At 55.6% G+C, this 24367-nt stretch carries 22 protein-coding genes; 17 read left to right on the top strand and 5 right to left on the bottom strand.

The features are described from left to right. The first annotated feature begins 76 nt into the window (after nucleotides 1-76). Together dusA and pspG are read left to right on the top strand one after the other, a co-directional pair. Nucleotides 77-1072 carry a tRNA dihydrouridine(20/20a) synthase DusA gene (gene dusA / locus ACQG0S_RS01580; RefSeq protein WP_003860304.1) on the top strand — a complete coding sequence of 332 codons (996 nt, stop codon included), beginning with the start codon at nucleotides 77-79 and terminating at the stop codon, nucleotides 1070-1072. A 136-nt stretch (nucleotides 1073-1208) separates the two neighbouring features. Then, nucleotides 1209-1451 (top strand): envelope stress response protein PspG, encoded by a 243-nt coding sequence (pspG, locus tag ACQG0S_RS01585; RefSeq protein ID WP_048966227.1) that lies wholly within the window; start codon nucleotides 1209-1211, stop codon nucleotides 1449-1451. Between the two features lie 185 nt (nucleotides 1452-1636). Here pspG and ACQG0S_RS01590 read toward each other — a convergent pair whose 3' ends face one another. Beyond that, nucleotides 1637-2620, bottom strand: a complete 984-nt coding sequence (locus ACQG0S_RS01590; protein WP_022646744.1) for a quinone oxidoreductase — start codon at nucleotides 2618-2620, stop codon at nucleotides 1637-1639. A 66-nt stretch (nucleotides 2621-2686) separates the two neighbouring features. Here ACQG0S_RS01590 and dnaB point away from each other — a divergent pair, with 66 nt between their 5' ends. From dnaB to ACQG0S_RS01630, 8 genes are all read left to right on the top strand, one after another. After that, the gene (dnaB, locus tag ACQG0S_RS01595) at nucleotides 2687-4099 is read left to right on the top strand and encodes a replicative DNA helicase (RefSeq protein ID WP_426749949.1); all 1413 of its coding nucleotides are present in this window, start codon (nucleotides 2687-2689) and stop codon (nucleotides 4097-4099) included. 16 nt (nucleotides 4100-4115) lie between these two features. Further along, nucleotides 4116-5195 (top strand): alanine racemase, encoded by a 1080-nt coding sequence (alr, locus tag ACQG0S_RS01600; RefSeq protein WP_048966219.1) that lies wholly within the window; start codon nucleotides 4116-4118, stop codon nucleotides 5193-5195. Nucleotides 5196-5216: 21 nt separating this feature from the next. Beyond that, nucleotides 5217-5774: a nicotinamide riboside transporter PnuC gene (pnuC, locus tag ACQG0S_RS01605; protein ID WP_032627030.1), complete on the top strand. Its 558-nt coding sequence runs from the start codon at nucleotides 5217-5219 to the stop codon at nucleotides 5772-5774. Then, on the top strand, nucleotides 5771-6784 hold the full coding sequence (locus ACQG0S_RS01610; protein ID WP_048966218.1) for an AAA family ATPase: 1014 nt from the start codon (nucleotides 5771-5773) through the stop codon (nucleotides 6782-6784). Before pnuC ends, ACQG0S_RS01610 begins: the two co-directional genes overlap by 4 nt. Before the next feature lie 71 nt (nucleotides 6785-6855). After that, nucleotides 6856-8049 (top strand): aromatic amino acid transaminase, encoded by a 1194-nt coding sequence (tyrB, locus tag ACQG0S_RS01615; protein ID WP_048966217.1) that lies wholly within the window; start codon nucleotides 6856-6858, stop codon nucleotides 8047-8049. A 258-nt stretch (nucleotides 8050-8307) separates the two neighbouring features. Next, nucleotides 8308-9021, top strand: coding sequence for an acid phosphatase AphA (aphA, locus tag ACQG0S_RS01620; RefSeq protein WP_048966216.1), 714 nt, complete (start codon nucleotides 8308-8310; stop codon nucleotides 9019-9021). A gap of 111 nt (nucleotides 9022-9132) precedes the next feature. Next, on the top strand, nucleotides 9133-9549 hold the full coding sequence (locus tag ACQG0S_RS01625; protein ID WP_023299095.1) for a secondary thiamine-phosphate synthase enzyme YjbQ: 417 nt from the start codon (nucleotides 9133-9135) through the stop codon (nucleotides 9547-9549). Nucleotides 9550-9551: 2 nt separating this feature from the next. Further along, entirely contained in the window at nucleotides 9552-9905 is a 354-nt protein-coding gene (locus ACQG0S_RS01630) for an MmcQ/YjbR family DNA-binding protein (protein WP_006810472.1), read from the top strand. A gap of 3 nt (nucleotides 9906-9908) precedes the next feature. On the opposite strand, the gene uvrA is transcribed toward ACQG0S_RS01630, so the two are convergent. Further along, nucleotides 9909-12731: an excinuclease ABC subunit UvrA gene (uvrA, locus tag ACQG0S_RS01635; RefSeq protein ID WP_003860287.1), complete on the bottom strand. Its 2823-nt coding sequence runs from the start codon at nucleotides 12729-12731 to the stop codon at nucleotides 9909-9911. Nucleotides 12732-12982: 251 nt separating this feature from the next. Here uvrA and ssb1 point away from each other — a divergent pair, with 251 nt between their 5' ends. Then, nucleotides 12983-13507 carry a single-stranded DNA-binding protein SSB1 gene (gene ssb1 / locus ACQG0S_RS01640; protein WP_003860284.1) on the top strand — a complete coding sequence of 175 codons (525 nt, stop codon included), beginning with the start codon at nucleotides 12983-12985 and terminating at the stop codon, nucleotides 13505-13507. Between the two features lie 61 nt (nucleotides 13508-13568). On the opposite strand, the gene ACQG0S_RS01645 is transcribed toward ssb1, so the two are convergent. Then, nucleotides 13569-13850 carry a YjcB family protein gene (locus tag ACQG0S_RS01645; protein ID WP_022646751.1) on the bottom strand — a complete coding sequence of 94 codons (282 nt, stop codon included), beginning with the start codon at nucleotides 13848-13850 and terminating at the stop codon, nucleotides 13569-13571. 431 nt (nucleotides 13851-14281) lie between these two features. On the opposite strand from ACQG0S_RS01645, the gene ACQG0S_RS01650 reads away from it, so the two are divergent. Together ACQG0S_RS01650 and ACQG0S_RS01655 are read left to right on the top strand one after the other, a co-directional pair. Then, the gene (locus ACQG0S_RS01650; protein WP_048966215.1) at nucleotides 14282-15682 is read left to right on the top strand and encodes a sensor domain-containing diguanylate cyclase; all 1401 of its coding nucleotides are present in this window, start codon (nucleotides 14282-14284) and stop codon (nucleotides 15680-15682) included. 265 nt (nucleotides 15683-15947) lie between these two features. Continuing rightward, a complete protein-coding gene (locus tag ACQG0S_RS01655; protein ID WP_048966214.1) occupies nucleotides 15948-17513 on the top strand; it encodes an EAL domain-containing protein in 1566 nt (521 codons plus the stop codon). Nucleotides 17514-17519: 6 nt separating this feature from the next. On the opposite strand, the gene soxS is transcribed toward ACQG0S_RS01655, so the two are convergent. Further along, entirely contained in the window at nucleotides 17520-17846 is a 327-nt protein-coding gene (soxS, locus tag ACQG0S_RS01660; protein ID WP_003860277.1) for a superoxide response transcriptional regulator SoxS, read from the bottom strand. Nucleotides 17847-17944: 98 nt separating this feature from the next. Between soxS and soxR the strand changes: the two genes are divergently transcribed. From soxR to ACQG0S_RS01680, 4 genes are all read left to right on the top strand, one after another. Further along, the gene (soxR, locus tag ACQG0S_RS01665) at nucleotides 17945-18403 is read left to right on the top strand and encodes a redox-sensitive transcriptional activator SoxR (RefSeq protein WP_003860275.1); all 459 of its coding nucleotides are present in this window, start codon (nucleotides 17945-17947) and stop codon (nucleotides 18401-18403) included. A 353-nt stretch (nucleotides 18404-18756) separates the two neighbouring features. Next, nucleotides 18757-19428, top strand: coding sequence for a glutathione S-transferase family protein (locus ACQG0S_RS01670; protein WP_022646756.1), 672 nt, complete (start codon nucleotides 18757-18759; stop codon nucleotides 19426-19428). Between the two features lie 297 nt (nucleotides 19429-19725). Then, nucleotides 19726-21075 carry a guanine/hypoxanthine transporter GhxP gene (ghxP, locus tag ACQG0S_RS01675; RefSeq protein WP_022646757.1) on the top strand — a complete coding sequence of 450 codons (1350 nt, stop codon included), beginning with the start codon at nucleotides 19726-19728 and terminating at the stop codon, nucleotides 21073-21075. A gap of 153 nt (nucleotides 21076-21228) precedes the next feature. Further along, nucleotides 21229-22875 (top strand): Na+/H+ antiporter, encoded by a 1647-nt coding sequence (locus tag ACQG0S_RS01680; protein ID WP_022646758.1) that lies wholly within the window; start codon nucleotides 21229-21231, stop codon nucleotides 22873-22875. Nucleotides 22876-23388: 513 nt separating this feature from the next. On the opposite strand, the gene ACQG0S_RS01685 is transcribed toward ACQG0S_RS01680, so the two are convergent. Further along, complete coding sequence (locus ACQG0S_RS01685) at nucleotides 23389-24276, bottom strand: LysR family transcriptional regulator (RefSeq protein WP_022646759.1); 888 nt, start codon at nucleotides 24274-24276, stop codon at nucleotides 23389-23391. Nucleotides 24277-24367 lie beyond the last annotated feature (91 nt).

Genomic DNA, 24367 nt, shown 5'->3' on the forward strand with positions numbered 1-24367 from the left:
CCGGAGGCGCTGCGCCTCCGGCTTTTCTTTGTGCTATAGTAGCGCCCCTTTTCCACCAGATGCTTAAAAGTTCGCCATGTCGTCAGAATTCCAGACCGCTTTCCCTGCACACCGTTTTTCCATTGCGCCAATGCTCGACTGGACGGACAGACATTGCCGCTATTTCCTGCGTCAGCTCTCCCGCCATACGCTGCTATACACCGAAATGGTCACTACCGGCGCAATTATTCACGGCAAAGGCGACTATCTGGCGTACAGCGAAGAGGAGCATCCGGTTGCGCTGCAACTCGGTGGCAGCGATCCGGCTGCGCTGGCGCAGTGCGCGAAGCTGGCCGAAGAACGCGGCTATGACGAGATTAACCTCAACGTCGGTTGTCCGTCCGACCGTGTGCAAAACGGCATGTTCGGCGCGTGTCTGATGGGAAATGCGCACCTGGTGGCGGACTGCATCAAAGCGATGCGCGACGTCGTCTCTATCCCGGTCACGGTCAAAACCCGTATCGGCATAGACGACCAGGACAGCTATGAGTTTCTGTGTGATTTCATCAACACGGTATCAGGGAAGGGTGAATGCGAGATGTTTATCATCCACGCCCGTAAAGCCTGGCTCTCAGGCCTCAGCCCGAAAGAAAACCGCGAGATCCCGCCGCTGGACTACCCGCGCGTGTACCAGCTGAAACGCGACTTCCCACACCTGACCATGTCGATCAATGGCGGTATTAAGTCGCTGGACGAGGCCAAAGCGCACCTCGAACATATGGATGGCGTGATGGTCGGACGCGAGGCGTATCAGAATCCGGGCATTCTGGCGACGGTTGACCGGGAAATCTTTGGCGTTGAGGGTGCTGACACCGATCCCGTGGCCGTAGTGCGCGCCATGTATCCGTACATTGAGCGCGAGCTGAGTCATGGTACGTATCTGGGCCACATTACCCGCCATATGCTTGGCCTGTTCCAGGGCATTCCTGGTGCGCGCCAGTGGCGTCGTTATCTCAGCGAGAACGCGCATAAAGCCGGTGCGGATATTGAGGTACTGGAACACGCGCTGCGTCTGGTTGCGGATAAACGTTAAATTTCGCTAAAAGATGGTCAAATACGCCACGCCCTGCAACACATTGCGGGGCGTTTTGCTTTCAGATCAACAACTTATTTTTGGCATGATTCTTGTAATGATCGCAGCATCATTCGGGAACTCGTGGGAGAGCACCATGCTGGAACTACTTTTTGTGATTGGCTTCTTTATCATGCTGATGGTCTCGGGCGTGTCGCTGCTCGGTATTCTGGCCGCGCTCGTTGTGGCCACGGTGGTGATGTTTGTCGGCGGTTTATTTGCCCTGACGATTAAACTCTTGCCGTGGTTACTTCTGGCGATTGCGGTGGTATGGGCCATACGGGCGATTAAATCACCAAAACTGCCGACTTATCAGCGTAATAACCGCTTCCGTTACTAAGGTATTGAGGGGTACGTCACATACCTGCAACTTTTCCGGCAGCAATCTTTAGAACAGAATAGGATTTACTTATCGAATCTGTCACTATGGCTGCCGCTAAAGAATTCATCGAGCTGTACCCTACATACAGCCGAACTAAAAAAAAGAAAGGGCTTCCCATGGGAAGCCCAATTTCTTTTTATGGCTCAGGGAATTAACAGACTTGAGCCCTGGGTTGCCCGGCTCTCCAGCACCTCATGCGCACGTTGCGCATCGGTCAGCGGATATTTCTGCGCTTCTGCCACATCCACTTTGATCACCCCGCTGGCGATCAGCGAGAACAGCTCGTTGCTGGCTTCCTCAAGTTCTTCCCGATTAGTGATGTAACCTTGCAGGGAAGGGCGGGTGACATACAGTGACCCTTTCTGATTCAGAATGCCCAGGTTCACGCCGGTGACAGCCCCGGAGGCGTTACCGAAGCTCACCATCAGCCCGCGACGTTGCAGGCAGTCCAGCGAAGATTCCCAGGTGTCTTTCCCCACCGAGTCATACACCACGCGTACCTTTTTGCCACCAGTGATCTCTTTCAGCCGCTCAACGATGCTCTCTTCCCGGTAGTTGATCACCTGCCATGCGCCCGCGTCCAGCGCGCGCTGCGCTTTTTGCGCGCTGCCTGTGGTGCCGATCAGCTTCGCCCCCAGGGCTTTCGCCCACTGGCAGGCAATCAGCCCTACGCCACCTGCGGCTGCGTGAAACAGGAATTGCTCGTCAGGCTTAATTTCGTAGGTTTTGCGCAGCAGATAATAGACCGTCAGCCCTTTCAGGAATGAGGCGGCAGCCTGCTCGAAGCCGATCGCATTTGGCAAAAGCGCCGCTTTCTCGGCCGGAACGTTATGGATGGAGCTGTAAGCGCCCAGCGCCGACTGCGCGTACACCACGCGATCGCCTTCCTTAATGTGCTTAACCGCGCTGCCCACTTTGCTGACGATACCGGCCGCCTCGGTGCCCAGTCCGCTCGGCATCGACGGAGGCGGATAGAGACCGCCGCGAATATAGGTATCGATGTAGTTAATGCCGATCGCTTTGTTTTCAACCTGGATTTCGTTCTCGCCAGGTGCCGTGGGGGTAAACTCCACGGCTTGCAGTACGTCTGGCCCGCCATGTTTCTGGAACTCAATGCGTGTTGCCATGCTCCCTCCGTTAGAAAATTATGGTAATCTTTCGACCCACTCTTTATCTCGGTAACTCCATTCACTATGGCAGGAAACAAACCCTTCAACAAACAGACTGAACCCCGTGAACGTGATTATCAGGTCGCCGGGTTAAAAGTCCCGCCGCACTCGATTGAAGCGGAACAGTCGGTGTTGGGCGGTTTAATGCTGGATAACGAACGCTGGGACGACGTCACCGAGCGCGTTGTTGCGGAAGACTTCTATACCCGCCCGCACCGCCACATCTTTACTGAAATGGCGCGTTTGCAGGAGTCGGGCAGCCCGATCGACCTGATTACACTCGCAGAATCGCTGGAGCGTCTGGGACAGCTCGACAGTGTCGGCGGGTTTGCCTATCTGGCAGAACTGTCAAAAAACACGCCAAGTGCCGCGAATATCAGCGCTTACGCTGATATCGTCCGTGAACGTGCCGTTGTCCGCGAGATGATCTCGGTGGCGAATGAGATCGCCGAGGCCGGTTTCGATCCCCAGGGGCGCACCAGCGAAGATCTACTTGATCTTGCCGAGTCCCGTGTCTTTAAAATCGCCGAAAGCCGTGCGAACAAAGACGAAGGCCCGAAAAACATCGCCGATGTGCTCGACGCCACCGTTGCGCGTATTGAGCAGCTTTTCCAGCAGCCGCACGATGGCGTGACGGGGGTGAACACCGGTTATGACGATCTCAACAAGAAAACGGCAGGTCTTCAGCCATCGGATTTGATTATCGTCGCGGCGCGTCCGTCGATGGGTAAAACGACATTTGCGATGAACCTCGTCGAAAACGCGGCGATGTTGCAGGATAAACCGGTTCTTATCTTCAGTCTTGAGATGCCCTCAGAACAGATCATGATGCGTTCTCTGGCATCCCTGTCGCGCGTGGATCAGACCCGCATCCGTACCGGTCAGCTCGACGATGAGGACTGGGCGCGGATCTCCGGCACCATGGGGATTTTGCTGGAAAAACGGAACATCTATATTGATGACTCCTCCGGCCTGACGCCGACGGAAGTGCGCTCCCGCGCGCGCCGTATCGCCCGTGAACACGGTGGCATCGGCCTTATCATGATTGACTACCTCCAGCTGATGCGTGTTCCGTCGCTTTCCGACAACCGTACGCTGGAGATTGCCGAAATTTCCCGCTCGCTCAAAGCGTTAGCCAAAGAGCTGCACGTGCCGGTGGTGGCGCTGTCGCAGCTAAACCGTTCTCTGGAACAACGTGCAGACAAGCGCCCGGTCAACTCCGACCTGCGTGAATCCGGCTCCATCGAGCAGGATGCCGACTTAATCATGTTCATCTACCGTGATGAGGTTTATCACGAGAACAGCGATCTGAAAGGGATCGCCGAAATTATTATTGGTAAGCAACGTAACGGCCCCATCGGTACGGTACGTCTGACCTTTAACGGCCAGTGGTCGCGTTTCGACAACTATGCCGGTCCTCAATATGATGATGAGTAATTTCTAAGGAATTCAAATGCAAGCGGCAACTGTTGTGATTAACCGCCGCGCTCTGCGACACAACCTGCAACGTCTGCGAGAACTGGCGCCCGCCAGTAAGCTCGTTGCAGTCGTGAAAGCGAACGCTTACGGACACGGTCTTCTTGAGACCGCGCGAACGCTCCCCGATGCCGACGCTTTTGGCGTCGCCCGTCTCGAAGAAGCTCTCCGCCTGCGCGCAGGTGGAATTACGCAACCGATTCTGCTCCTCGAAGGCTTTTTTGAAGCCTCGGACCTGCCGACCATTGCCGATCAGCACCTGCACACGGCGGTGCATAACGAAGAACAGCTGGCCGCGCTGGAAACGGCCGAACTGAGCGAGCCGGTCACCGTGTGGATGAAGCTCGACACGGGCATGCACCGCCTGGGCGTGCGCCCGGAGAATGCCGAAGCGTTTTATCAACGGCTGTGCCAGTGCCAGAACGTGCGTCAGCCGGTGAATATCGTCAGCCACTTTGCCCGCGCCGATGAGCCTGAATGCGGCGCAACGGAACAGCAGCTTGATATCTTCACCACCTTCTGCGAAGGCAAACCGGGGATGCGCTCCATTGCGGCGTCCGGCGGCCTTCTGCTGTGGCCGCAGTCGCACTTCGACTGGGCGCGTCCGGGGATTATCCTGTATGGCGTTTCCCCGCTTGAGAACAAACCCTGGGGACCGGACTTCGGCTTTAAGCCGGTGATGTCGCTGGTTTCAAAGCTGATTGCCGTGCGTGAGCACAAAGCAGGCGAGCCGGTAGGTTACGGCGGCACCTGGACGAGTGAGCGCGACACGCAGCTTGGCGTGGTAGCGATGGGCTACGGCGACGGCTATCCGCGCGCCGCGCCAACGGGTACGCCGGTACTGGTCAATGGTCGCGAAGTGAAGATTGTCGGCCGTGTGGCGATGGACATGATTTGTGTCGATCTGGGACCCGACGCGCAGGATAAAGCGGGGGACGATGCGGTGATGTGGGGCGAAGGCCTGCCGGTAGAGCGTATTGCTGAAATAACAAAAGTGAGTGCTTACGAACTTATCACGCGCCTTACCTCAAGGGTCGCGATGAAATACGTCGACTAATCACAGTATCCGGGAAGGGATATGTCACCATCTGAAATGGCTGCTTGTCTGGCCTATGCGCTCTCTGTCTGGCTGGCGGCCAGAAACAATATCAACACGTGGTGGATCGGTATTCTCGGCAGCGGGCTATACGCCTGGGTTTTCTATTCAGTGCAGCTCTATGCCGATGTTACCCTACAGCTCTTTTTCATTATCACGAGCATAACGGGTTGGGTGCACTGGCTGAAAGGAAACCGCGGAGAGGTATTGCCGGTGCGGCGAACCCACCCCAGACATTTTCTCCTTCTGCTGGCCTGTGCCGTGGCAGTAGCGGCGCTGTACGGGCTTTTATTGCATCGGTATACCAACGCCTGGGCACCCTGGCTGGACTCCATTATTTTAACCTTCAGCATCCTGGCGCAGTTCATGCTAATGGGCCGACGCCTGGAGAACTGGTACGTCTGGCTTGCCGTCAATACCCTTGCCGTGCCGCTGTATGCGATGAGGGGCCTGCATTTGACCGCGGTTCTGTATCTGGTGTTCTGGTTTAACGCCTGGCACGGTTTATATCAATGGCGTAAGGAGATCCGCGCGCGATGAAACCTTACGCAGAGGGTCTGATTGTCGGCAAGTTCGCGCCCTTACACGCAGGACATGAATTGCTTATCAACGCTGCGCTTGCCCGGTGCGAGACGGTATTTATCATCAGCTATTCGCTACCGGAAATGCCGGGGTGCGAACCCGAAAAGCGCCTTCAGTGGCTACAGACGCGTTTCCCGCGGTGTCGTCACCTGGTGTTTTCGCCAGAGATCGCGGCGGGCCATGATATTGAACCGCCGCCGCCCAACGACGCAGATGCCGATCGCCACCGACACTACGTGGCTACCCTGTGCGAACGCTTCTTTCACTGCCGACCGGACGCCGTATTCACTGCGGAGGATTACGGCGATGGCTTTGCCCGCGTATTAAGCCAGCGTTTTGGCAAACCGGTCACGCACGTGCGGCTTCAGCGCCCGGAGGGCCCTGATGCGCCCTCAGGCACGCTTATTCGCTCTGATGTTCATCGCTACCGCGAGATGCTCTCGGCGGAGGTTTACCGGAGTTTTGTCTTTCGAATTTGCTTATTGGGCGGCGAGTCGACGGGCAAAAGCACGCTTTCCCGGGCGTTGGCAGCAGCGTTTAACGCGCCCTATGTCGCTGAGTTCGGGCGCGAATACTGGGAAGAAAAGAACGGAGTACTGGAATGCGACGATCTCCTGCATATTGCGCGCGAGCAGGTGCGGCGTGAGGACGCAGCCAGCACGGCGCCTTATCTGATTTGTGATACGTCGCCCTTAACCACGCTGTTTTATACCCTCGACCAGTATGGCTCGGCGCCTCAGGCGCTGCACGACTTAGCCGGGCGGGACTATTCGCTGGTTGTACTGTGCGGCGATGAATTTCCCTTCGTACAGGACGGTACCAGGCAAGGCGCGGCGTTTCGCCGCAGGCAGCAGTCGTGGTATATCGCTGAACTGGCGCGCCGAAATATCCCGTATTTACGCGTCACAGGGTCGACGTCTGAACGTATCGAACAAATTCGTGGGCATATCCAGAAACGGTTTTCATAACCTTCTCGACCTTCTCCTGCTTCCGGTTTATTGTTGAAAATCCTGCCTCATAACAATCCGGAGAACATCGCGTGTTTCAGAAAGTAGACGCCTACGCCGGCGACCCTATCCTCTCCTTGATGGAGCGTTTCAAAGAAGATCCTCGCAGCGACAAAGTGAACCTCAGCATTGGTCTTTACTACAACGAAGACGGCATCATTCCTCAGTTGAAAGCCGTTGCCGAAGCTGAAGCGCGTCTGAACGCAACCCCGCACGGGGCTTCGCTTTATCTGCCGATGGAAGGGTTAAATACCTACCGTAATACCATTGCGCCGCTGCTGTTTGGTGCGGATCACGCGGTGCTCGCGCAAAAGCGCGTGGCGACTATCCAGACGCTGGGTGGCTCGGGTGCGCTGAAGGTAGGCGCAGATTTCCTGAAAAAGTACTTCCCGGATTCCGGCGTGTGGGTCAGCGACCCGACGTGGGAAAACCACGTGGCCATCTTTGAAGGCGCGGGCTTTAAGGTTGCGACCTATCCATGGTTCGACAGCGAAACCAACGGCGTACGCGTTGATGCGCTGCTGGAAAAACTGAACACCCTGCCGGAGCGCAGTATCGTATTGCTGCATCCGTGCTGCCATAACCCGACCGGTGCGGACCTCACCAATGCCCAGTGGGATGCGGTGATCGAGGTACTGAAGGCGCGTAACCTGATCCCGTTCCTCGACATCGCCTATCAGGGCTTTGGCGCGGGCATGGAGGAAGACGCCTACGCCATTCGCGCGATTGCCAGCGCGGGGCTTCCCGCTCTGGTCAGCAACTCCTTCTCAAAAATCTTCTCCCTGTACGGCGAGCGCGTTGGCGGTCTGTCCGTGGTGTGTGAAGACGCTGAAGCGGCGGGCCGCGTGCTGGGCCAGCTTAAAGCGACGGTCCGCCGTATCTACTCCAGCCCGCCGAACTTTGGTGCGCAGGTGGTGGCGACAGTTCTCGGTGACGAAACACTGAAAGCCACCTGGCTTGCGGAAGTGGAAGCGATGCGTGAGCGCATCCTGTCGATGCGTCAGGAGCTGGTTAACGTCCTGAAAGAGGCCGTGCCTGGGCATAACTTTGATTATCTTCTCAAGCAGCGCGGGATGTTCAGCTACACCGGACTGAGCGTAGCGCAGGTCGATCGCCTGCGTGAAGAGTTCGGTGTCTACCTGATCGCCAGCGGCCGTATGTGCGTGGCGGGTCTGAATGCCAGCAACGTCCAGCGCGTGGCGCAGGCGTTTGCAGCTGTGATGTAAGTACTCACTACTTATTATCTCCCTCTCCCTGTGGGAGAGGGCTGGGGTGAGGGCATCAGGCCGCAGAAAATCTTGCCCGGTGGCGGCTGCGCCTTACCGGGCCTACATCACTCATCCACACTTTGTGATCGTCTTCTTTTTATTCAGCTTCATAAGCAAAAACTCCTTTTCTTCCCCTCCCGCTGGGGTTATGGTCGGATAGTTTTTGACCATCCGCTCAAAATAAAAAGATAACAAACTGAATATTCAGGGGAAAACATGCGCAAGATCACACTGGCGCTCAGCGCCGCCTGCTTATTGTTCTCGCTTAATAGTACCGTTGTTGCGCGGGCTTCTGCACCCACGCCGCTTTACACCGGCACCACCGCCGCCATTCTTGCCGAACAGGCCCCCATTCACTGGGTTTCAGTGGCACAAATCGAAAACAGCCTGACGGGTCGCCCGCCGATGGCCGTGGGCTTCGATATTGACGATACCGTTCTCTTCTCCAGCCCCGGTTTCTGGCGCGGCAAAAAAACGTACTCCCCTGAGAGCGAAGCCTATCTGAAAAACCCGGAATTCTGGGAAAAGATGAACAACGGCTGGGATGAGTTCAGTATCCCGAAAGAGGTTGCCCGCGCGCTGATCGCCATGCACGTAAAGCGCGGCGACAGCATTTACTTCGTGACAGGACGTAGCCAGACCAAAACCGAAACCGTCTCGAAAACGCTACAGGATGATTTTCTGATCCCGGCGGCCAGCATGAATCCGGTCATTTTTGCCGGGGACCAGGAAGGGCAAAACACCAAAACCCAGTGGCTGGAAAAGAAAAATATCAAGGTGTTCTACGGTGATTCAGATAACGACATCACCGCGGCGCACGATGTGGGAGCCAGAGGCATCCGGGTGTTACGCGCCTCGAACTCCACCTACCGGCCTCTGCCAATGGCCGGAAAATTTGGTGAAGAGGTGATCGTTAACTCCGAATACTGATGCATTAACGCGGGGTGAATGCTTTTTTAAGCAAATCTCGCCGCGCGGGTTTTACCTTTCGCTTTCTTGCTGCACACTTAGAAAGATTCATCTTTCAACACGGAGCAGCACATGTGGTATCAACAGACCCTGACCTTAAGCGCAAAACCACGCGGATTTCACCTGGTGACGGACGAAGTCATCGGGCAAATCCGCGACCTGCCGCGCGTCAAAACGGGTTTGCTGCATCTGCTGCTTCAGCACACGTCTGCTTCTCTCACGCTCAATGAAAATTGCGATCCCACCGTCCGGTCTGACATGGAGCGGCATTTTCTGAAAACCGTCCCGGATAACGCCCCGTATGACCATGATTACGAGGGGGCGGATGATATGCCTTCGCACATCAAATCCTCTTTGCTGGGGGTCTCGTTGATGCTGCCGGTCCACAACGGACGGCTGCTGCTGGGAACGTGGCAGGGGATCTGGCTGGGAGAACATCGCATTCACGGTGGTTCGCGTAAAATTATCGCAACGCTACAAGGGGAATAAAGATGACAATTTCGGAGATACTTCAGTACTGCATGAGCAAGCCGGGCGCAGAACAGAGCGTTCACAGCGACTGGAAAGCCACGCAGATCAAAGTGGGTGATGTGTTGTTCGCGATGGTAAAAGAGGTTGAGGGACGTCCTGCGGCATCGCTGAAAACCAGTCCTGAACTGGCCGACTTACTGCGCCAGCAGCACGATGATGTCAGGCCAAGCAAGCATCTGAATAAAGCACACTGGAGTACGGTGTTTCTCGACGGCTCGCTGCCAGATTCGCAAATTTACTACCTGGTAGATGCGTCGTATCAACAGGCGGTAGAACTGCTGCCGGAAACGATCCGACAGCAGCTCTCCGTGTAACGATTACAGCAACGGTTTGAGGAAGCGCGCGGTGTGCGAGGCTTCGCACTCTGCAACGGTCTCTGGCGTACCGGAGACGAGGATTTCACCGCCGCCGCTGCCGCCTTCCGGGCCGAGATCGACAATCCAGTCCGCGGTTTTAATCACGTCCAGGTTGTGCTCAATCACCACGATGGTGTTGCCCTGATCGCGCAACTGGTGCAGCACGTCCAGCAGCTGCTGGATATCCGCAAAATGCAGGCCGGTGGTCGGCTCGTCCAGAATGTACAGCGTCTGACCGGTACCGCGTTTGGACAGCTCACGCGCCAGCTTCACGCGCTGCGCTTCACCGCCGGACAGCGTTGTCGCTGACTGCCCCAGACGAATATAGGTCAGACCCACATCCATCAGGGTTTGCAGCTTACGCGCCAGCGCAGGGACGGCGTCAAAGAACTCGCGCGCCTCTTCGATGGTCATATCCAGCACTTCGTGGATGGTCTTGCCTTTGTACTTAATCTCCAGCGTTTCGCGGTTATAGCGCTTGCCTTTACACTGGTCGCACGGCACGTAGATATCCGGCAGGAAGTGCATCTCAACCTTGATTACGCCGTCGCCCTGGCACGCTTCACAGCGGCCGCCGCGCACGTTAAAGCTGAAACGTCCTGGCGTGTAGCCGCGCGAACGCGCTTCCGGTACACCCGCGAAGAGTTCACGGACGGGCGTAAAGACGCCAGTATAGGTCGCCGGGTTGGAGCGCGGGGTGCGGCCAATCGGGCTCTGATCGATATCGATAACCTTGTCGAAATGCTCCAGCCCCTGAATGTCGCGGTACGGTGCAGGCTCGGCCAGCGTCGCGCCGTTCAGCGCCGTCTGCGCAATCGGGAACAGCGTATCGTTGATCAGCGTCGATTTACCGGAACCGGACACGCCGGTGATGCAGGTAAACAGCCCGACAGGCAGCGTCAGGGTCACGTCTTTCAGGTTGTTGCCGCGCGCCCCGGTTAGCTTCAGCACTTTTTCCGGGTTCGCCGCCACGCGCTGTTTTGGCACTTCAATTTTGCGCTTGCCGCTCATGTACTGGCCGGTCAGCGACTCGGGCACCGCCATAATGTCTTTCAGCGTCCCTTCTGCCACCACCTGTCCGCCGTGCACGCCAGCGCCCGGGCCGATGTCGATCACGTGGTCTGCGGCGCGAATGGCGTCTTCGTCGTGCTCAACCACAATCACCGTGTTGCCAAGGTTACGCAGGTGAACCAGCGTGCCGAGCAGGCGTTCGTTGTCGCGCTGGTGCAGGCCGATAGACGGCTCATCCAGCACGTACATCACGCCGACTAAGCCCGCACCAATCTGGCTCGCCAGACGGATACGCTGGGCTTCACCGCCGGAGAGCGTTTCAGCCGATCGGGAAAGCGTCAGGTAGTTCAGGCCGACGTTCACGAGGAACTTGAGGCGATCGCCGATCTCTTTCAGCACTTTTTCGGCGATTTTCGCGCGCTGGCCGGAGAGCTTCAGGTTGTTGAAGAAGTCCATTGCGTGACCGATGCTCATGTCTGAGATGGTCGGCAGCGCCGTGTTTTCAACAAACACGTGACGCGCTTCGCGACGCAGACGTGTACCCTCGCAGGTGGCGCAGGAGCGGTTGCTGATGAACTTCGCCAGCTCCTCGCGCACCGCGCTGGATTCGGTCTCTTTGTAGCGGCGCTCCATGTTGTGCAGCACCCCTTCGAACGGGTGGCGACGCACGGAAGTGTCACCGCGATCGTTCATGTACTTGAACTCGATGTTCTCTTTGCCGGAACCGAACAGGATCACTTTATGTACGTTCGCGCTCAGGCTGGCCCACGGGGCTTCAACGTCGAACTTATAGTGCTCTGCCAGCGATTTCAGCATCTGGAAGTAGTAAAAATTACGCTTATCCCAGCCGCGAATGGCGCCACCCGCCAGCGACAGCTCCGGGTTCTGGATCACGCGGTCCGGGTCGAAATATTGCTGAACGCCGAGGCCGTCACAGGTCGGGCACGCGCCCGCTGGGTTGTTGAACGAGAACAGGCGCGGTTCCAGCTCGCGCATGCTGTAGCCGCAAATCGGGCAGGCGAAGTTAGCGGAGAAGAGCAGCTCTTCCGCTTTCGCATCGTCCATGTCTGACACCACCGCCGTGCCGCCCGACAGTTCCAGCGCCGTTTCAAAGGATTCCGCCAGACGCGTCGCCAGATCTTCACGTACCTTAAAGCGGTCAATCACCACTTCGATGGTGTGTTTCTTTTGCAGCTCCAGCTTTGGCGGATCGGACAGGTCACACACTTCGCCATCGATACGGGCGCGGATATAGCCCTGGCTTGCCAGGTTTTCCAGCGTTTTGGTGTGTTCACCCTTACGCTCTTTAATGATTGGCGCCAGCAGCATCAGGCGTTTGCCTTCCGGCTGAGACAGCACGTTATCCACCATCTGGCTGACGGTCTGGGCCGCCAGCGGAACGTCATGATCCGGACAACGCGGCTCGCCCACGCGCGCATACAGTAGACGCAGGTAGTCATGGATTTCGGTAATGGTACCGACCGTAGAACGCGGGTTATGCGATGTGGATTTCTGCTCAATGGAGATAGCAGGAGACAACCCTTCAATGTGGTCGACATCCGGTTTTTCCATCAGCGACAGGAACTGACGCGCGTACGCCGAGAGCGATTCAACGTAACGACGCTGTCCTTCGGCATACAAAGTGTCGAAAGCCAGTGAGGATTTGCCAGACCCCGAAAGCCCGGTCACGACGATGAGTTTGTCGCGAGGGATTATGAGGTTGATATTCTTGAGATTGTGGGTGCGGGCGCCCCGAACTTCGATCTTATCCATTCACCTTTCCCGGTTGGAACACGGATTGCCTGATTTGTTTGAAGGACAAACGGCTGTCAGAAACGGCTAATTATGACACAAAATGACCTGTTTGAATATACAGTATTGGAATGCATTTTCTGATTCACTGTGTAACAATGTCGAGTCCGCGAGAGAACTCTGGAACATGCTACGCAACTATCAAAGTGTCGCATGGAAATGGTACACTCGCGCGTTTACACTATTAAGAAACGTATTCAGGAGACACGAACATGGCCAGCAGAGGCGTAAACAAGGTGATTCTCGTCGGTAATCTGGGCCAGGACCCGGAAGTACGCTACATGCCGAGTGGTGGCGCAGTTGCCAACATTACGCTGGCTACTTCCGAATCCTGGCGTGATAAAGCGACCGGTGAAATGAAAGAGCAGACCGAATGGCACCGCGTTGTGCTGTTTGGCAAACTGGCTGAAGTGGCCGGTGAGTATCTGCGTAAGGGTTCTCAGGTCTATATCGAAGGCCAGCTGCGTACCCGCAAATGGACCGATCAATCCGGTCAGGAAAAATACACCACGGAAGTGGTGGTCAACGTAGGCGGCACCATGCAGATGCTGGGTGGTCGTCAGGGCGGTGGCGCACCGGCAGGTGGCGGCCAGCAGCAGGGCGGTTGGGGTCAGCCTCAGCAGCCTCAGGGCGGCAATCAGTTTAGCGGCGGCGCGCAGTCTCGTCCGCAGCAGCAGTCTGCTCCGGCACCGTCTAACGAACCGCCAATGGACTTCGACGACGATATCCCGTTCTGATATCCAGACGCGTGAAACACAAAAAACCCAGACAATGTCTGGGTTTTTTTATAACAGGCTATCAGGTAATCACCATCGGCCAGTCTGGCGGAGTGTGGCTCATGGCTTCAACCATCACCACTTTAATGTTTTCCCAGACGGCGGCCATATCCACCAGCGTAATGCCGAGCAAACCTGTCGCGAACCAGCATGCGGCACCCAACCCTAACAGGGTGCTAATCACAGCAAGACCTGCGTAGTCGGACTTTCGGAACTGAATGTTTAACGTGCTGGCCAGGAACATCAAAACCGCGCTCAACAACGGCCAGCGCAGGAGCACCATGCTGGTGGTAATGGTTGCCATAAAACCCATCCTCGACAAAACAGACGAACTGGAATGAAACAATGTTTCTCGTTACATAAGATGTGTGAACTATATCACATTTGCTGTTTTATTCGCCAGTATCCTATGAGGTAAAAGTGGGTTTTTAACCGGGGAAAATATATCGTACTCGCTCAGATCGGCGCTTAGCCGGAATTTTTATTTTTAATTCATTCAGATAGCAAAACCTTTGCAAAACACCCTCGGCTGTATAGCGTTTACAGCAGTATGTCTATGGATTATGCTTGTGTGGAACAATAAATGTACCCGCAAAAATAATTCATCACATTGAATTATTTGGATTTTTATTCTTTTTTAACACTCAGCATACTCTTTGATTTCGTGGTCTTATTCTTTTATTCAGATATGAGTTATTGCGGTTGCTCTCTCGATTAATGACCTGCGAAAAGATAATGAAAGAAAAAAGACGCGAGATTATTAACGACAGCATGCAGGCTCTGCACGCCCTGGCGAAGCTGATGCCACAACTCAACGCGCAGTGTTCGCCGGTTGAAATGCTGGAAATCATCAACAGCGCACTGGGGGCAAATCTCTCGTGGGTCAGTGTCGAATCCGCAGACGGGCCGCGCGTGGTTTGTGTCGGCGACGTGACGTGTCACGCCTTCAACGTGGCGGATTTTCTTGCCAGCACCCTGTTGCAACGGCATCACCGCGCCTGGCGCGTTATCTACTGGAAAGAGCATATTGGTCGGGCGGTATTTTCCCCTCAGCACCCGGGCTATGCGCGGCTGCAAAGCGGCGTGCTGTGTAAACTCTCAGCGCATGGCAGACAGTGCAGTGGTTATTTCTTTTTGGCTTTTAATGAAAAACTGACCTCGTTACCGATATTGAAAAATATCGTGGTGGTATTGGTCGAGAAGCTAAAAGATTATTTTGATGACATCATCGTGCGGGAAAAAACAGCGCAAGAGATGCAGCGCGTCGTCACGCAATATAAAACTTTATTTGAACGTGCTCCGGTATTGATGAACGCCTTTGACAGGCATAACCGGTGTGTATTGTGGAACGCCGAATGCGAAAAAGTCTTTGGCTGGAGTATGACTGAAATCGGCGAGCACCCCGATCCGCTGGCCCTGTTTTACCCGGATCCCGAGGAGCGACGGCGCGTGCAGGAGTCGGTTCGTTTCGCACCACTTAAGGATATGTACGAATGGCACCCGGTGCGTAAAGACGGGACGCCGTTAACCATCCTCTGGTCAAACATCCTTTTACCGGATAACTCCATTCTCAATATTGGCCTGGATATCACCGAACGTAAAAAAGCAGAACAGCAGCTGACCGTCAAAGCCACCACGGACGATCTGACGGGCTGTCTGAATCGCTCGACAATTTTACAGCGGCTCAAAATGGCGCTGGCAGCCAGTTCGCCGCAGGATGTCAGTAGCCATTTCTGTCTCCTGATGTTCGATCTCGATTATTTCAAGCAGATCAACGATCGGTGGGGACATCAGGTTGGCGATGCGGCATTGATTCACTTTTGCGACCGTATTCGCGAAGTGAGCCCGGCCGGGTCGGCACTGGGACGGGTAGGGGGCGAAGAGTTTGTTCTTCTGCTGGCGCGTACGGATGGTATGGCCGCTACGTTGCTCTCTTCCCGGCTGCGTGCCGCGCTGATCTCAAAACCGCTGCGTGTGGGCGATAAAACGCTGGTACTCTCTTTCAGCGCCGGGGTGGTTGAAGTCTGTCAGGGGCAACGGGATACTTCTGCCATACTGATGCGTGCTGATAAGGCATTATATGACGCCAAGCGTACGGGAAGAGGAAAAACGGTTCTGGCGTCTGATTATTTATAAATCAGCATAAGAACAAAGAGCAGGCTATTTCAGCCAACAAATTTTCCACACCTGTCGCGGGTAATTATTATCCTTATCAGAAACGAAATGAATACTTTTAGTTTGGCTTACGGGAAAATATTATCGGCATCACGAATTTTAGGATTTTTAATACCAAAAGTCAGTTGCTAACTTCCCATGATTCATGCAACGTAATCACCTGTTTATCAAAGCAGCCGGTCTTCATTGCTACAGGCGTACAACATGCAGGGATACAGAGCGGGAAATGAATCGTAGCGCGCGGCGCAAAATGCTCAAAGCGGTCGGGATTATCATGGTAGTTATGCTGCCGGTGATGCTTGCGCTATGGTTTGCCCAGCTTAGAGCCGTGTCGGAAATCAGCGCTCAGCTGCGCACGTTTGCTGAACTTGCTTTAAACAAAACTGAACGGGTTATTCAACAGGTTGATATGGCCCGGGAAGACGCAGAAAAATATCAGGGTAAAGTGTGTACGCCGGAGCATCGTCAATATATGTTGAACGTTTCCCGCGGTCGCCTTTTTGTTGCCGATTTAATTTATGCTGAAGGCCAGGACTTTCTCTGCTCGACCCTTTTTACGCCGGATCATCCTTACATCATCCCCGCTGCCAATTACACACGTAAACCCGACGTTGCTATCTATTATTTTCGCGATACGCCATTTTTTAATGGTTATAAAATGATATATATGCAGCGCGGAAATTATGTCGCAGTGATCAACCCGCTTTCGTACAGTGAGGTGATGTCAGACGATCGTTCCCTGTCGTGGGGAGTGTATGACACCGTCAGCAATGCATTCTTTTCTGTGAGTCAGAAAGCCAATATGTCTTTATTGCATTCGATGCTCCGACATCAGGAAACGACTTTTCAGAAAGATGACCGTTTTTATACGATCGTAAAATCAGAGCAGAGGCCCATTGCGGCCATCGTTTCAACCTCCAATGCCCGTTTTTATAAAACGCTTTATCATCAGGCTACTCTGACGCTACCGCTGGGGATGATTTGCAGCATTATTATTTTGCTGGTGTGGTCGCGAACACACCGTGAATTCAATTCGCCTGGCCGACTTCTGCACCGGGCGCTGAATAAACGCCAGCTGTGCGTCCATTATCAGCCCATTATTGATATAAAAAATAACCAGTGCGTGGGAGCAGAGGCGTTGTTGCGCTGGCCAGGATTCAACGGTCAGGTTATGAGCCCGGCGGAATTTATTCCCCTGGCCGAAAAAGAGGGGATGATTGAGCGCATTACGGATTACGTCGTGGAGGAGGTGTTCACCGATCTGGGCCATTTTCTTGCCGCTCACCCCGATCTGTATGTCTCGATTAACCTGTCGGCGTCAGATTTTCACTCTTCGCGTCTTATCGCCCTGATCTCCGACAAAGCCCGCTTTTACTCGGTTCGCGCGCAGCAAATCAAAATTGAGGTGACGGAGCGGGGGTTTATTGACGTGCCGAAAACCACGCCGGTCATTCAGGCGTTTCGCCAGGCGGGGTATGAAGTGGCGATTGATGATTTCGGAACCGGCTACTCTAACCTGCATAACCTCTATTCGCTGAACGTCGATATCCTGAAAATCGACAAATCTTTTATCGATACCTTAACCACCAACAGCACCAGCCACCTGATTGCCGAGCACATCATTGAGATGGCGCAAAGCCTGCGGCTGAAAACCATTGCGGAAGGGGTCGAGACGGGGGAGCAGGTGAGCTGGCTGCTGAAACGTGGCGTGCAGTATTGTCAGGGATGGCACTTCGCGAAAGCGATGCCGCCCCAGGCATTTATGGCCTGGCAGCAGCAACCCTTGCGTTAACACGCATTAATTGAGCTGATGGCGGTAGTCGCTCGGCGTACGGTCAAACTCGCGGCGGAAGACGCGGGAAAAGGTCTGCTGCGACACATAGCCCAGATCCATTGCGATATCAAAAATGGGCCGCTGCGTTGAGCGTAACGCCTGCGCCGCCAGCAGGAGCCTGCGCTGGCGAATGTAGTCACCCAGCGTTTGATGCATTACGGTGCGGAACATTCTCTGTAAATACCATTTCGAATAGCCCGACTTCTTAGCGACCACATCAATGTTCAACGGCTGGTCGATATGTTCATCAATCCATTCAATAAGCGTCTGAATAATTTGCTGATGCGACATAAGGTTACCCCTCTGTGGAGACATCTGTCCTGGTTGATTCGTCGTTTTCTCTGCGGGGGAGTATAATTCCTCAAGTTAACTTGAGGTAAAGAGGTTTTATGGAAAAGAGATTACCGCGCATCAAAGCGCTGTTAACCCCCGGTGAAGTGGCGAAACGAAGCGGCGTGGCGGTGTCGGCGCTCCACTTCTATGAAAGCAAAGGGTTAATAAAAAGTATCCGTAACGCCGGAAACCAGCGGCGCTATACCCGCGATGTGCTCCGCTACGTGGCGATTATCAAAATTGCGCAACGTATCGGCATCCCCCTGGCTACCATCGGCGACGCGTTCGGCGTATTGCCGGAAGGACACTCGCTGAGCGCGAAAGAGTGGAAGCAGCTGTCGTCCCAGTGGCGAGAAGAACTGGATCGTCGTATTCACACGCTGGTGGCCCTGCGCGATGAACTGGATGGCTGTATTGGTTGCGGGTGTTTATCACGTAGTGATTGTCCGCTGCGTAACCCGGGTGACAGGCTGGGCGAGCAGGGAACAGGGGCGCGGTTGCTGGAGGAGGATTGAAAGGTGTTTGCCGGGTGCTTCGCTTACCCGGCCTACGCTCTCGGTTTTGTAGGCCGGGTAAGGCGCAGCCGCCACCCGGCAACAAGCATAAAGAACTAAAGCGCCACTAAGGGCGCTTTAGTTTTTTCCGGTCTTTGTCTTTCTCTCTATCCCGCTGGCTCACGGGAGGGTTTCCCCCGACATCAGTACTCCTCGTGTCGAGCTTATGGAGGAGGTTCCGGTTTGTACTGACACTTTAATTCTATGCCCGGCCGCCGTTTTTGCCACCGGAGATGATGAGATTTTAGCCGAATTTTTTTCGTGAAGTTGTTCAGTTTTCTATAGTTAAAAAGTATGAATCACCGGAGAACATCATGCTAACGGTCCACCACCTTAACCAGTCTCGTTCCCATCGCGTCCTCTGGGCGCTGGAAGAGCTGGGTCTGACATATGAGATTGTGCGCTACCAGCGCGAAAAAACCATGCTCGCACCAGACGCGCTCAAAAAAGTGCATCCGCTGGGAAAATCCCCGGTACTGGAAGATAACGGACTGGTTCTGGCTGAATCAGGCGCGATTCTGGAATATCTTCAGGAAACGTACGATTCGGCGTCACGATTCAAACCGTTAGATCCCGCTCATAAAGTGCAGTATCGCTTCTGGCTGCATTACGCCGAAGGATCTTTGATGCCGCTGCTGTTAATGAAGCTGGTATTTAACAGCCTCGGCAAACCCCCCGTCCCGTTTGGCCTGCGCACGCTGGGTAAGGCGCTGGGGCAGGGGGTGCAAAAAGCGTATCTCAACCGCCAGCTGGAAACGCATGCGCGCTTTATTAACGATCATCTTGCCGAAAACAGCTGGTTTGCCGGCGACACGCTGACCATGGCGGACATCCAGATGAGTTTTCCCCTCTTCGCCCTGCTGGCGAGAGGCGGCATCGACAATCTCGACCACATAGCGGCGTGGAAACAGAGAGTGGAGGCACGTCCGGGCTGGCAGACAACGCTTGCGAAAGGCGGCCCGCTGACGATACCCGGCGGGGGATGAAATGTAACGAAATTGCGCATGGACGATAACGTTTGCGCATCCTCTGCTTAATTCTTCATCGTCATGAGGCAATTTTAGCGAAAAACGAGAAAGTTCAGTTGAAAAGGGCGGGTATTAGGCTAGATAATCGTTTGCCTACATTTGACCACCCGTTTTGTAAGCGCGGAGCTAAACGTTTGCTTTTTTTGTGACGCCCCTTTCGTCGCAAACGCAGCACAAGGATTTGACGTTTCGCTGGCAGTGGAGTCTCCACCACGCTTACGGACTTTCAATAAAAATTTTCAGGGGATGTTTTCTATGTCTACGCCATCTGCGCGTACCGGCGGTTCACTTGACGCCATGTTTAAAATTTCTGCTCGCGGCAGCACCGTGCGCCAGGAAGTTGTTGCCGGTCTGACGACGTTTCTGGCGATGGTGTACTCCGTCATCGTGGTGCCGGGCATGCTCGGCAAAGCGGGCTTCCCGCCAGCGGCGGTCTTCGTTGCCACCTGCCTGGTTGCGGGTGTGGGTTCGATTGTGATGGGCCTGTGGGCGAACCTGCCGCTGGCGATCGGGTGCGCCATCTCCCTGACCGCGTTTACCGCCTTCAGCCTGGTGCTGGGCCAGCATATCAGCGTCCCGGTAGCGCTCGGCGCGGTGTTCCTGATGGGTGTACTGTTCACCGTGATCTCTGCTACCGGCATCCGTAGCTGGATTTTGCGCAACCTGCCGCAGGGCGTGGCGCACGGCACCGGTATCGGCATCGGCCTGTTCCTGCTGCTGATCGCCGCCAACGGCGTGGGTCTGGTCATCAAGAACCCGCTGGACGGCCTGCCGGTTGCGCTGGGTAACTTCGCGAGCTTCCCGGTAATTATGTCGCTGGTGGGGCTGGCGGTGATCATTGGCCTGGAAAAATTGAAAGTGCCGGGCGGCATTCTGCTGACCATTATCGGCGTGTCCATCGTCGGTCTGATCTTCGACCCGTCCGTTCATTTCTCCGGGATTTTCGCCATGCCGTCGCTGAGCGATGACAACGGTAACTCCCTGATTGGCAGCCTGGATATTGTGGGCGCGCTGAACCCGGTGATCCTGCCAAGCGTGCTGGCGCTGGTAATGACCGCGGTGTTTGACGCCACCGGGACCATCCGCGCGGTGGCGGGGCAGGCTAACCTGCTGGACAAAGACGGCCAGATCATTGACGGCGGCAAAGCGCTGACCACCGACTCCCTGAGCAGCGTTTTCTCTGGCCTGGTGGGTGCAGCGCCAGCGGCAGTGTACATTGAGTCCGCAGCGGGTACGGCGGCAGGCGGCAAAACCGGCCTGACGGCTATTACCGTTGGCGTACTGTTCCTGCTGATCCTGTTCCTCTCTCCGCTCTCTTATCTGGTGCCAGCTTACGCGACCGCACCTGCGCTGATGTACGTCGGCCTGCTGATGCTGAGCAATGTGGCGAAAATCGACTTTGCTGACTTTGTTGATGCCATGTCCGGTCTGATCACCGCGGTCTTTATCGTGCTGACCTGTAACATCGTGACCGGCATTATGATCGGTTTCGCCTCGCTGGTGATTGGGCGTCTGGTCTCCGGTGAGTGGCGCAAGCTGAACATCGGTACCGTTGTCATCGCCGTTGCGCTGGTGGCGTTCTACGCGGGCGGCTGGGCAATTTAAGTTATCCATTGATGCGAAAACGGGTGGCTCAGGCCGCCCGTTTTTATTTTCAGGACTCATCCCGTTGTCTTTTACGTTACTCTGGAGAGGATAGAATAAGAGGCACGACGCCTCAGTTTTGGCTTGAAAAGAAACACAGCAAACAGGGAACGCATGGAAATTTTCTTCACAATACTCATCATGACCCTTGTGGTCTCATTATCCGGGGTGGTTACACGCGTACTGCCCTTCCAGGTCCCCCTGCCTTTAATGCAAATAGCTATCGGCGCGCTGCTGGCGTGGCCGACGTTCGGTCTGCACGTGGAGTTCGATCCGGAACTGTTCCTCGTGCTGTTTATCCCGCCGCTGCTGTTTGCCGATGGCTGGAAAACGCCGACGCGCGAATTTCTTGAGCACGGGCGAGAGATCTTCGGTCTGGCGCTGGCGCTGGTGGTCGTTACCGTGGTCGGGATTGGTTTCCTGATCTACTGGGCCGTACCGGGGATCCCGCTTATACCCGCCTTTGCGCTGGCTGCCGTGCTGTCGCCGACCGACGCCGTGGCGCTGTCCGGCATTGTGGGCGAAGGGCGCATTCCTAAGAAAATCATGGGCATTTTGCAGGGCGAGGCGCTGATGAACGACGCTTCCGGCCTGGTCGCCCTGAAGTTTGCCGTGGCGGTAGCCATGGGCACCATGGTCTTTACCGTCGGCGGTGCAACCCTCGAATTCTTCAAGGTGGCGATTGGCGGTATCCTCGCAGGCTTTGTTGTAAGCTGGCTGTACGGTCGTTCGCTGCGCTTCCTCAGCCGCTGGGGCGGCGATGAACCGGCGACGCAGATCGTCCTGCTGTTCCTGCTGCCGTTCGCCTCTTACCTGATTGCCGAACATATCGGCGTGTCGGGCATTCTGGCGGCGGTAGCCGCGGGGATGACCATCACCCGTTCCGGCGTGATGCGCCGGGCGCCGCTGGCGATGCGTCTGCGCGCGAACAGTACCTGGGCGATGCTCGAGTTTGTCTTTAACGGCATGGTGTTCCTGCTGTTGGGCCTGCAACTGCCGGGCATTATGGAATCTTCGCTGATCGCGGCCGAAGCGGATCCAAACGTTGAAGTCTGGATGCTGTTTACCGATATCGTACTCATCTACCTTTCGCTGATGCTGGTGCGTTTCGGCTGGCTGTGGACGATGAAGAAGTTCAGCGTTCGCTTCCTGACCAAAAAGCCGATGGAGTTCGGCTCCTGGACCACGCGCGAGCTGCTGATTGCCTCTTTCGCGGGCGTTCGCGGGGCGATCACCCTTGCTGGTGTGCTCTCCATTCCTCTGCTTCTGCCGACGGGCGACGTCTTCCCGGCGCGCTACGAGCTGGTGTTCCTGGCGGCGGGCGTGATCCTCTTCTCCCTGTTTGTCGGCGTAATTATGCTGCCGATTCTGCTGCAGCATATTGATGCGGGTGACACCTCGCAGCAGCATAAGGAAGAGCGGATTGCCCGTGCGGCGACGGCGGAAGTAGCGATTGTCGCCATCGAGAAGATGGAGGAGCGTCTGGCCGCCGATGCCGAAGAGAACATTGATAACCAGCTGCTGAAGGAAGTCAGTTCACGCGTGATCGGTAATTTGCGTCGCCGTGCTGACGGACGTAACGACGTGGAAAGTTCGTTGCAGGAAGAGAACCTCGAGCGCCGTTTCCGCCTGGCGGCGCTGCGCTCCGAGCGTGCCGAGCTGTATCACCTGCGCGCGACGCGGCAGATCAGCAACGAGACGCTGCAAAAGCTGCTGCACGATCTGGATCTGCTGGAAGCGTTGTTGATAGAGAATCAGTAGCGCTGTAATTGCCCGGTGGCGCTGCGCTTACCGGGCCTACGTGCTCGATCGGTTCCCTCTCCCTATGGGCTGAGGGTTCCCCACAAATTAATGCGAGCACTGAGCAATCCCCTCGCCCCTCCGGGGAGAGGGTTAGGGTGAGGGGAACATACGGCGGTGGTGGTCATTCCGTTCACTTTATGTTCCTTGCTACTCTGTAACGACATGACCGGTGAACGTGCCAGGGTGGCTCAGTCGCCACCACCCTGGCGACCCGGGCTCCCGGCGGTAAATCGCCGCTTCGCGGTGCCCTCGGCTTATTCCTTCCGGCTTATCGGGTACGGGCGGAGGCAACGTCCCTGTAAAGCCGCCCTCTCGGCGCATCCCTGCGCCTCGCCCCGGCCGGAAGGCAAACGCCTCAGCGATTTACAGCCGGACCAGGGCATCGCTGACAGCCCTCAGTCATTTAGAAAGCAACTTTATTGCTTCTGCATAAAAAAATTACTGGGGATCCCTCAGCCCACAGGGAGAGGGTTAGGGTGAGGGTACCCAAAACCCCTCACAGCATTGCAACCACGCCTGTGCGCTGTGCGACAGATACACCCCTTCACGCCAGATCATCCCTAACTGCCAGTGCAGATCGCTCTCCAGCGGGATCCAGCGCAGCGTGTTTTTATCCAGCCGCTCGCAGATCGGCTGCGGCAGAATGGCTATCCCCACGCCCGCCTGTACCATCGCCGCCAGAAAATCCCACTGGCCGCTGCGCACCGCAATGCGCGGCTTTACGTTGTGCTGGTTAAACAGCGCCATCAGCTGGCGGCTTAAGGCGAAATCTTCGTTGTAAATCAGCAGCGGGTGTTCGCCGAGCAGCTCGGGTTTTACTGATTCAATCTTCAGCCAGTCGCCGGAGCGCGGCACCAGCACGCACAGCGGGTGGCTGAACAGCGGCAGCGTTGCCAGCCCGCTCTCTTCTTCCACGGGAAGGGCCGTCATGGCCACGTCCAGTTCACCGTTCATCACCGCCTGCTGCACGGTCAGGCCGCCAAACTCAGAGATTTTTAGCTCAACGCCGGGATAGCGCTGGCGAAACAGGCTAATCGGCCCGGCCATCATCATGCCGACCATCGGCGGAATGCCGAGCCGCAGCAGCCCTTTTGTCAGGTGGTTGATGTCCCCAAGCTCGGCCTCCAGCTGGCGGAACTCCGCCAGAATTGCCAGCCCGCGCTCGAACACTACGCGACCGGTATCGGTCAGCAGCAGCTTGCGCCCGTCGCGGATCAGCAGGGTACAGTTCAGCTCATCTTCGAGGTTTTTCAGCATCTTACTGATGGTAGGCTGGGTTACGAATAACTTCTCCGCTGCGCGGGTAAAACTTTGCTGGCGAACCACCTCGACAAAATAGCGCAGCGTTCTTATGTCCATGATTATTCCTCGAAACTATACCTTCGATGATTTTAATTCATTTCAGTCGATACCGTACGCTCACTATACTGGCGCCTCGTCTCATTTCTGA

It is taken from the genome of Enterobacter cloacae complex sp. 418I7 (assembly GCF_050030705.1).
Lineage (GTDB): Bacteria > Pseudomonadota > Gammaproteobacteria > Enterobacterales > Enterobacteriaceae > Enterobacter > Enterobacter intestinihominis.

What these genes read in the sequence shown, in the direction of transcription:
- dusA (WP_003860304.1), top strand. Translation starts at nt 77, where the DNA reads ATGTCGTCAGAATTCCAGACCGCTTTCCCTGCACACCGTTTTTCCATT.
- soxS (WP_003860277.1), bottom strand. Translation starts at nt 17,846, where the DNA reads ATGTCGCATCAGCAAATTATTCAGACGCTTATTGAATGGATTGATGAA.
- ACQG0S_RS01685 (WP_022646759.1), bottom strand. Translation starts at nt 24,276, where the DNA reads ATGGACATAAGAACGCTGCGCTATTTTGTCGAGGTGGTTCGCCAGCAA.
- ssb1 (WP_003860284.1), top strand. Translation starts at nt 12,983, where the DNA reads ATGGCCAGCAGAGGCGTAAACAAGGTGATTCTCGTCGGTAATCTGGGC.
- uvrA (WP_003860287.1), bottom strand. Translation starts at nt 12,731, where the DNA reads ATGGATAAGATCGAAGTTCGGGGCGCCCGCACCCACAATCTCAAGAAT.
- ACQG0S_RS01630 (WP_006810472.1), top strand. Translation starts at nt 9,552, where the DNA reads ATGACAATTTCGGAGATACTTCAGTACTGCATGAGCAAGCCGGGCGCA.
- pnuC (WP_032627030.1), top strand. Translation starts at nt 5,217, where the DNA reads ATGTCACCATCTGAAATGGCTGCTTGTCTGGCCTATGCGCTCTCTGTC.
- ACQG0S_RS01645 (WP_022646751.1), bottom strand. Translation starts at nt 13,850, where the DNA reads ATGGCAACCATTACCACCAGCATGGTGCTCCTGCGCTGGCCGTTGTTG.
- ACQG0S_RS01680 (WP_022646758.1), top strand. Translation starts at nt 21,229, where the DNA reads ATGGAAATTTTCTTCACAATACTCATCATGACCCTTGTGGTCTCATTA.
- ACQG0S_RS01670 (WP_022646756.1), top strand. Translation starts at nt 18,757, where the DNA reads ATGCTAACGGTCCACCACCTTAACCAGTCTCGTTCCCATCGCGTCCTC.
- soxR (WP_003860275.1), top strand. Translation starts at nt 17,945, where the DNA reads ATGGAAAAGAGATTACCGCGCATCAAAGCGCTGTTAACCCCCGGTGAA.
- pspG (WP_048966227.1), top strand. Translation starts at nt 1,209, where the DNA reads ATGCTGGAACTACTTTTTGTGATTGGCTTCTTTATCATGCTGATGGTC.
- ACQG0S_RS01650 (WP_048966215.1), top strand. Translation starts at nt 14,282, where the DNA reads ATGAAAGAAAAAAGACGCGAGATTATTAACGACAGCATGCAGGCTCTG.
- alr (WP_048966219.1), top strand. Translation starts at nt 4,116, where the DNA reads ATGCAAGCGGCAACTGTTGTGATTAACCGCCGCGCTCTGCGACACAAC.
- ACQG0S_RS01610 (WP_048966218.1), top strand. Translation starts at nt 5,771, where the DNA reads ATGAAACCTTACGCAGAGGGTCTGATTGTCGGCAAGTTCGCGCCCTTA.
- ACQG0S_RS01625 (WP_023299095.1), top strand. Translation starts at nt 9,133, where the DNA reads ATGTGGTATCAACAGACCCTGACCTTAAGCGCAAAACCACGCGGATTT.
- dnaB (WP_426749949.1), top strand. Translation starts at nt 2,687, where the DNA reads ATGGCAGGAAACAAACCCTTCAACAAACAGACTGAACCCCGTGAACGT.
- ACQG0S_RS01590 (WP_022646744.1), bottom strand. Translation starts at nt 2,620, where the DNA reads ATGGCAACACGCATTGAGTTCCAGAAACATGGCGGGCCAGACGTACTG.
- ghxP (WP_022646757.1), top strand. Translation starts at nt 19,726, where the DNA reads ATGTCTACGCCATCTGCGCGTACCGGCGGTTCACTTGACGCCATGTTT.
- aphA (WP_048966216.1), top strand. Translation starts at nt 8,308, where the DNA reads ATGCGCAAGATCACACTGGCGCTCAGCGCCGCCTGCTTATTGTTCTCG.
- ACQG0S_RS01655 (WP_048966214.1), top strand. Translation starts at nt 15,948, where the DNA reads ATGAATCGTAGCGCGCGGCGCAAAATGCTCAAAGCGGTCGGGATTATC.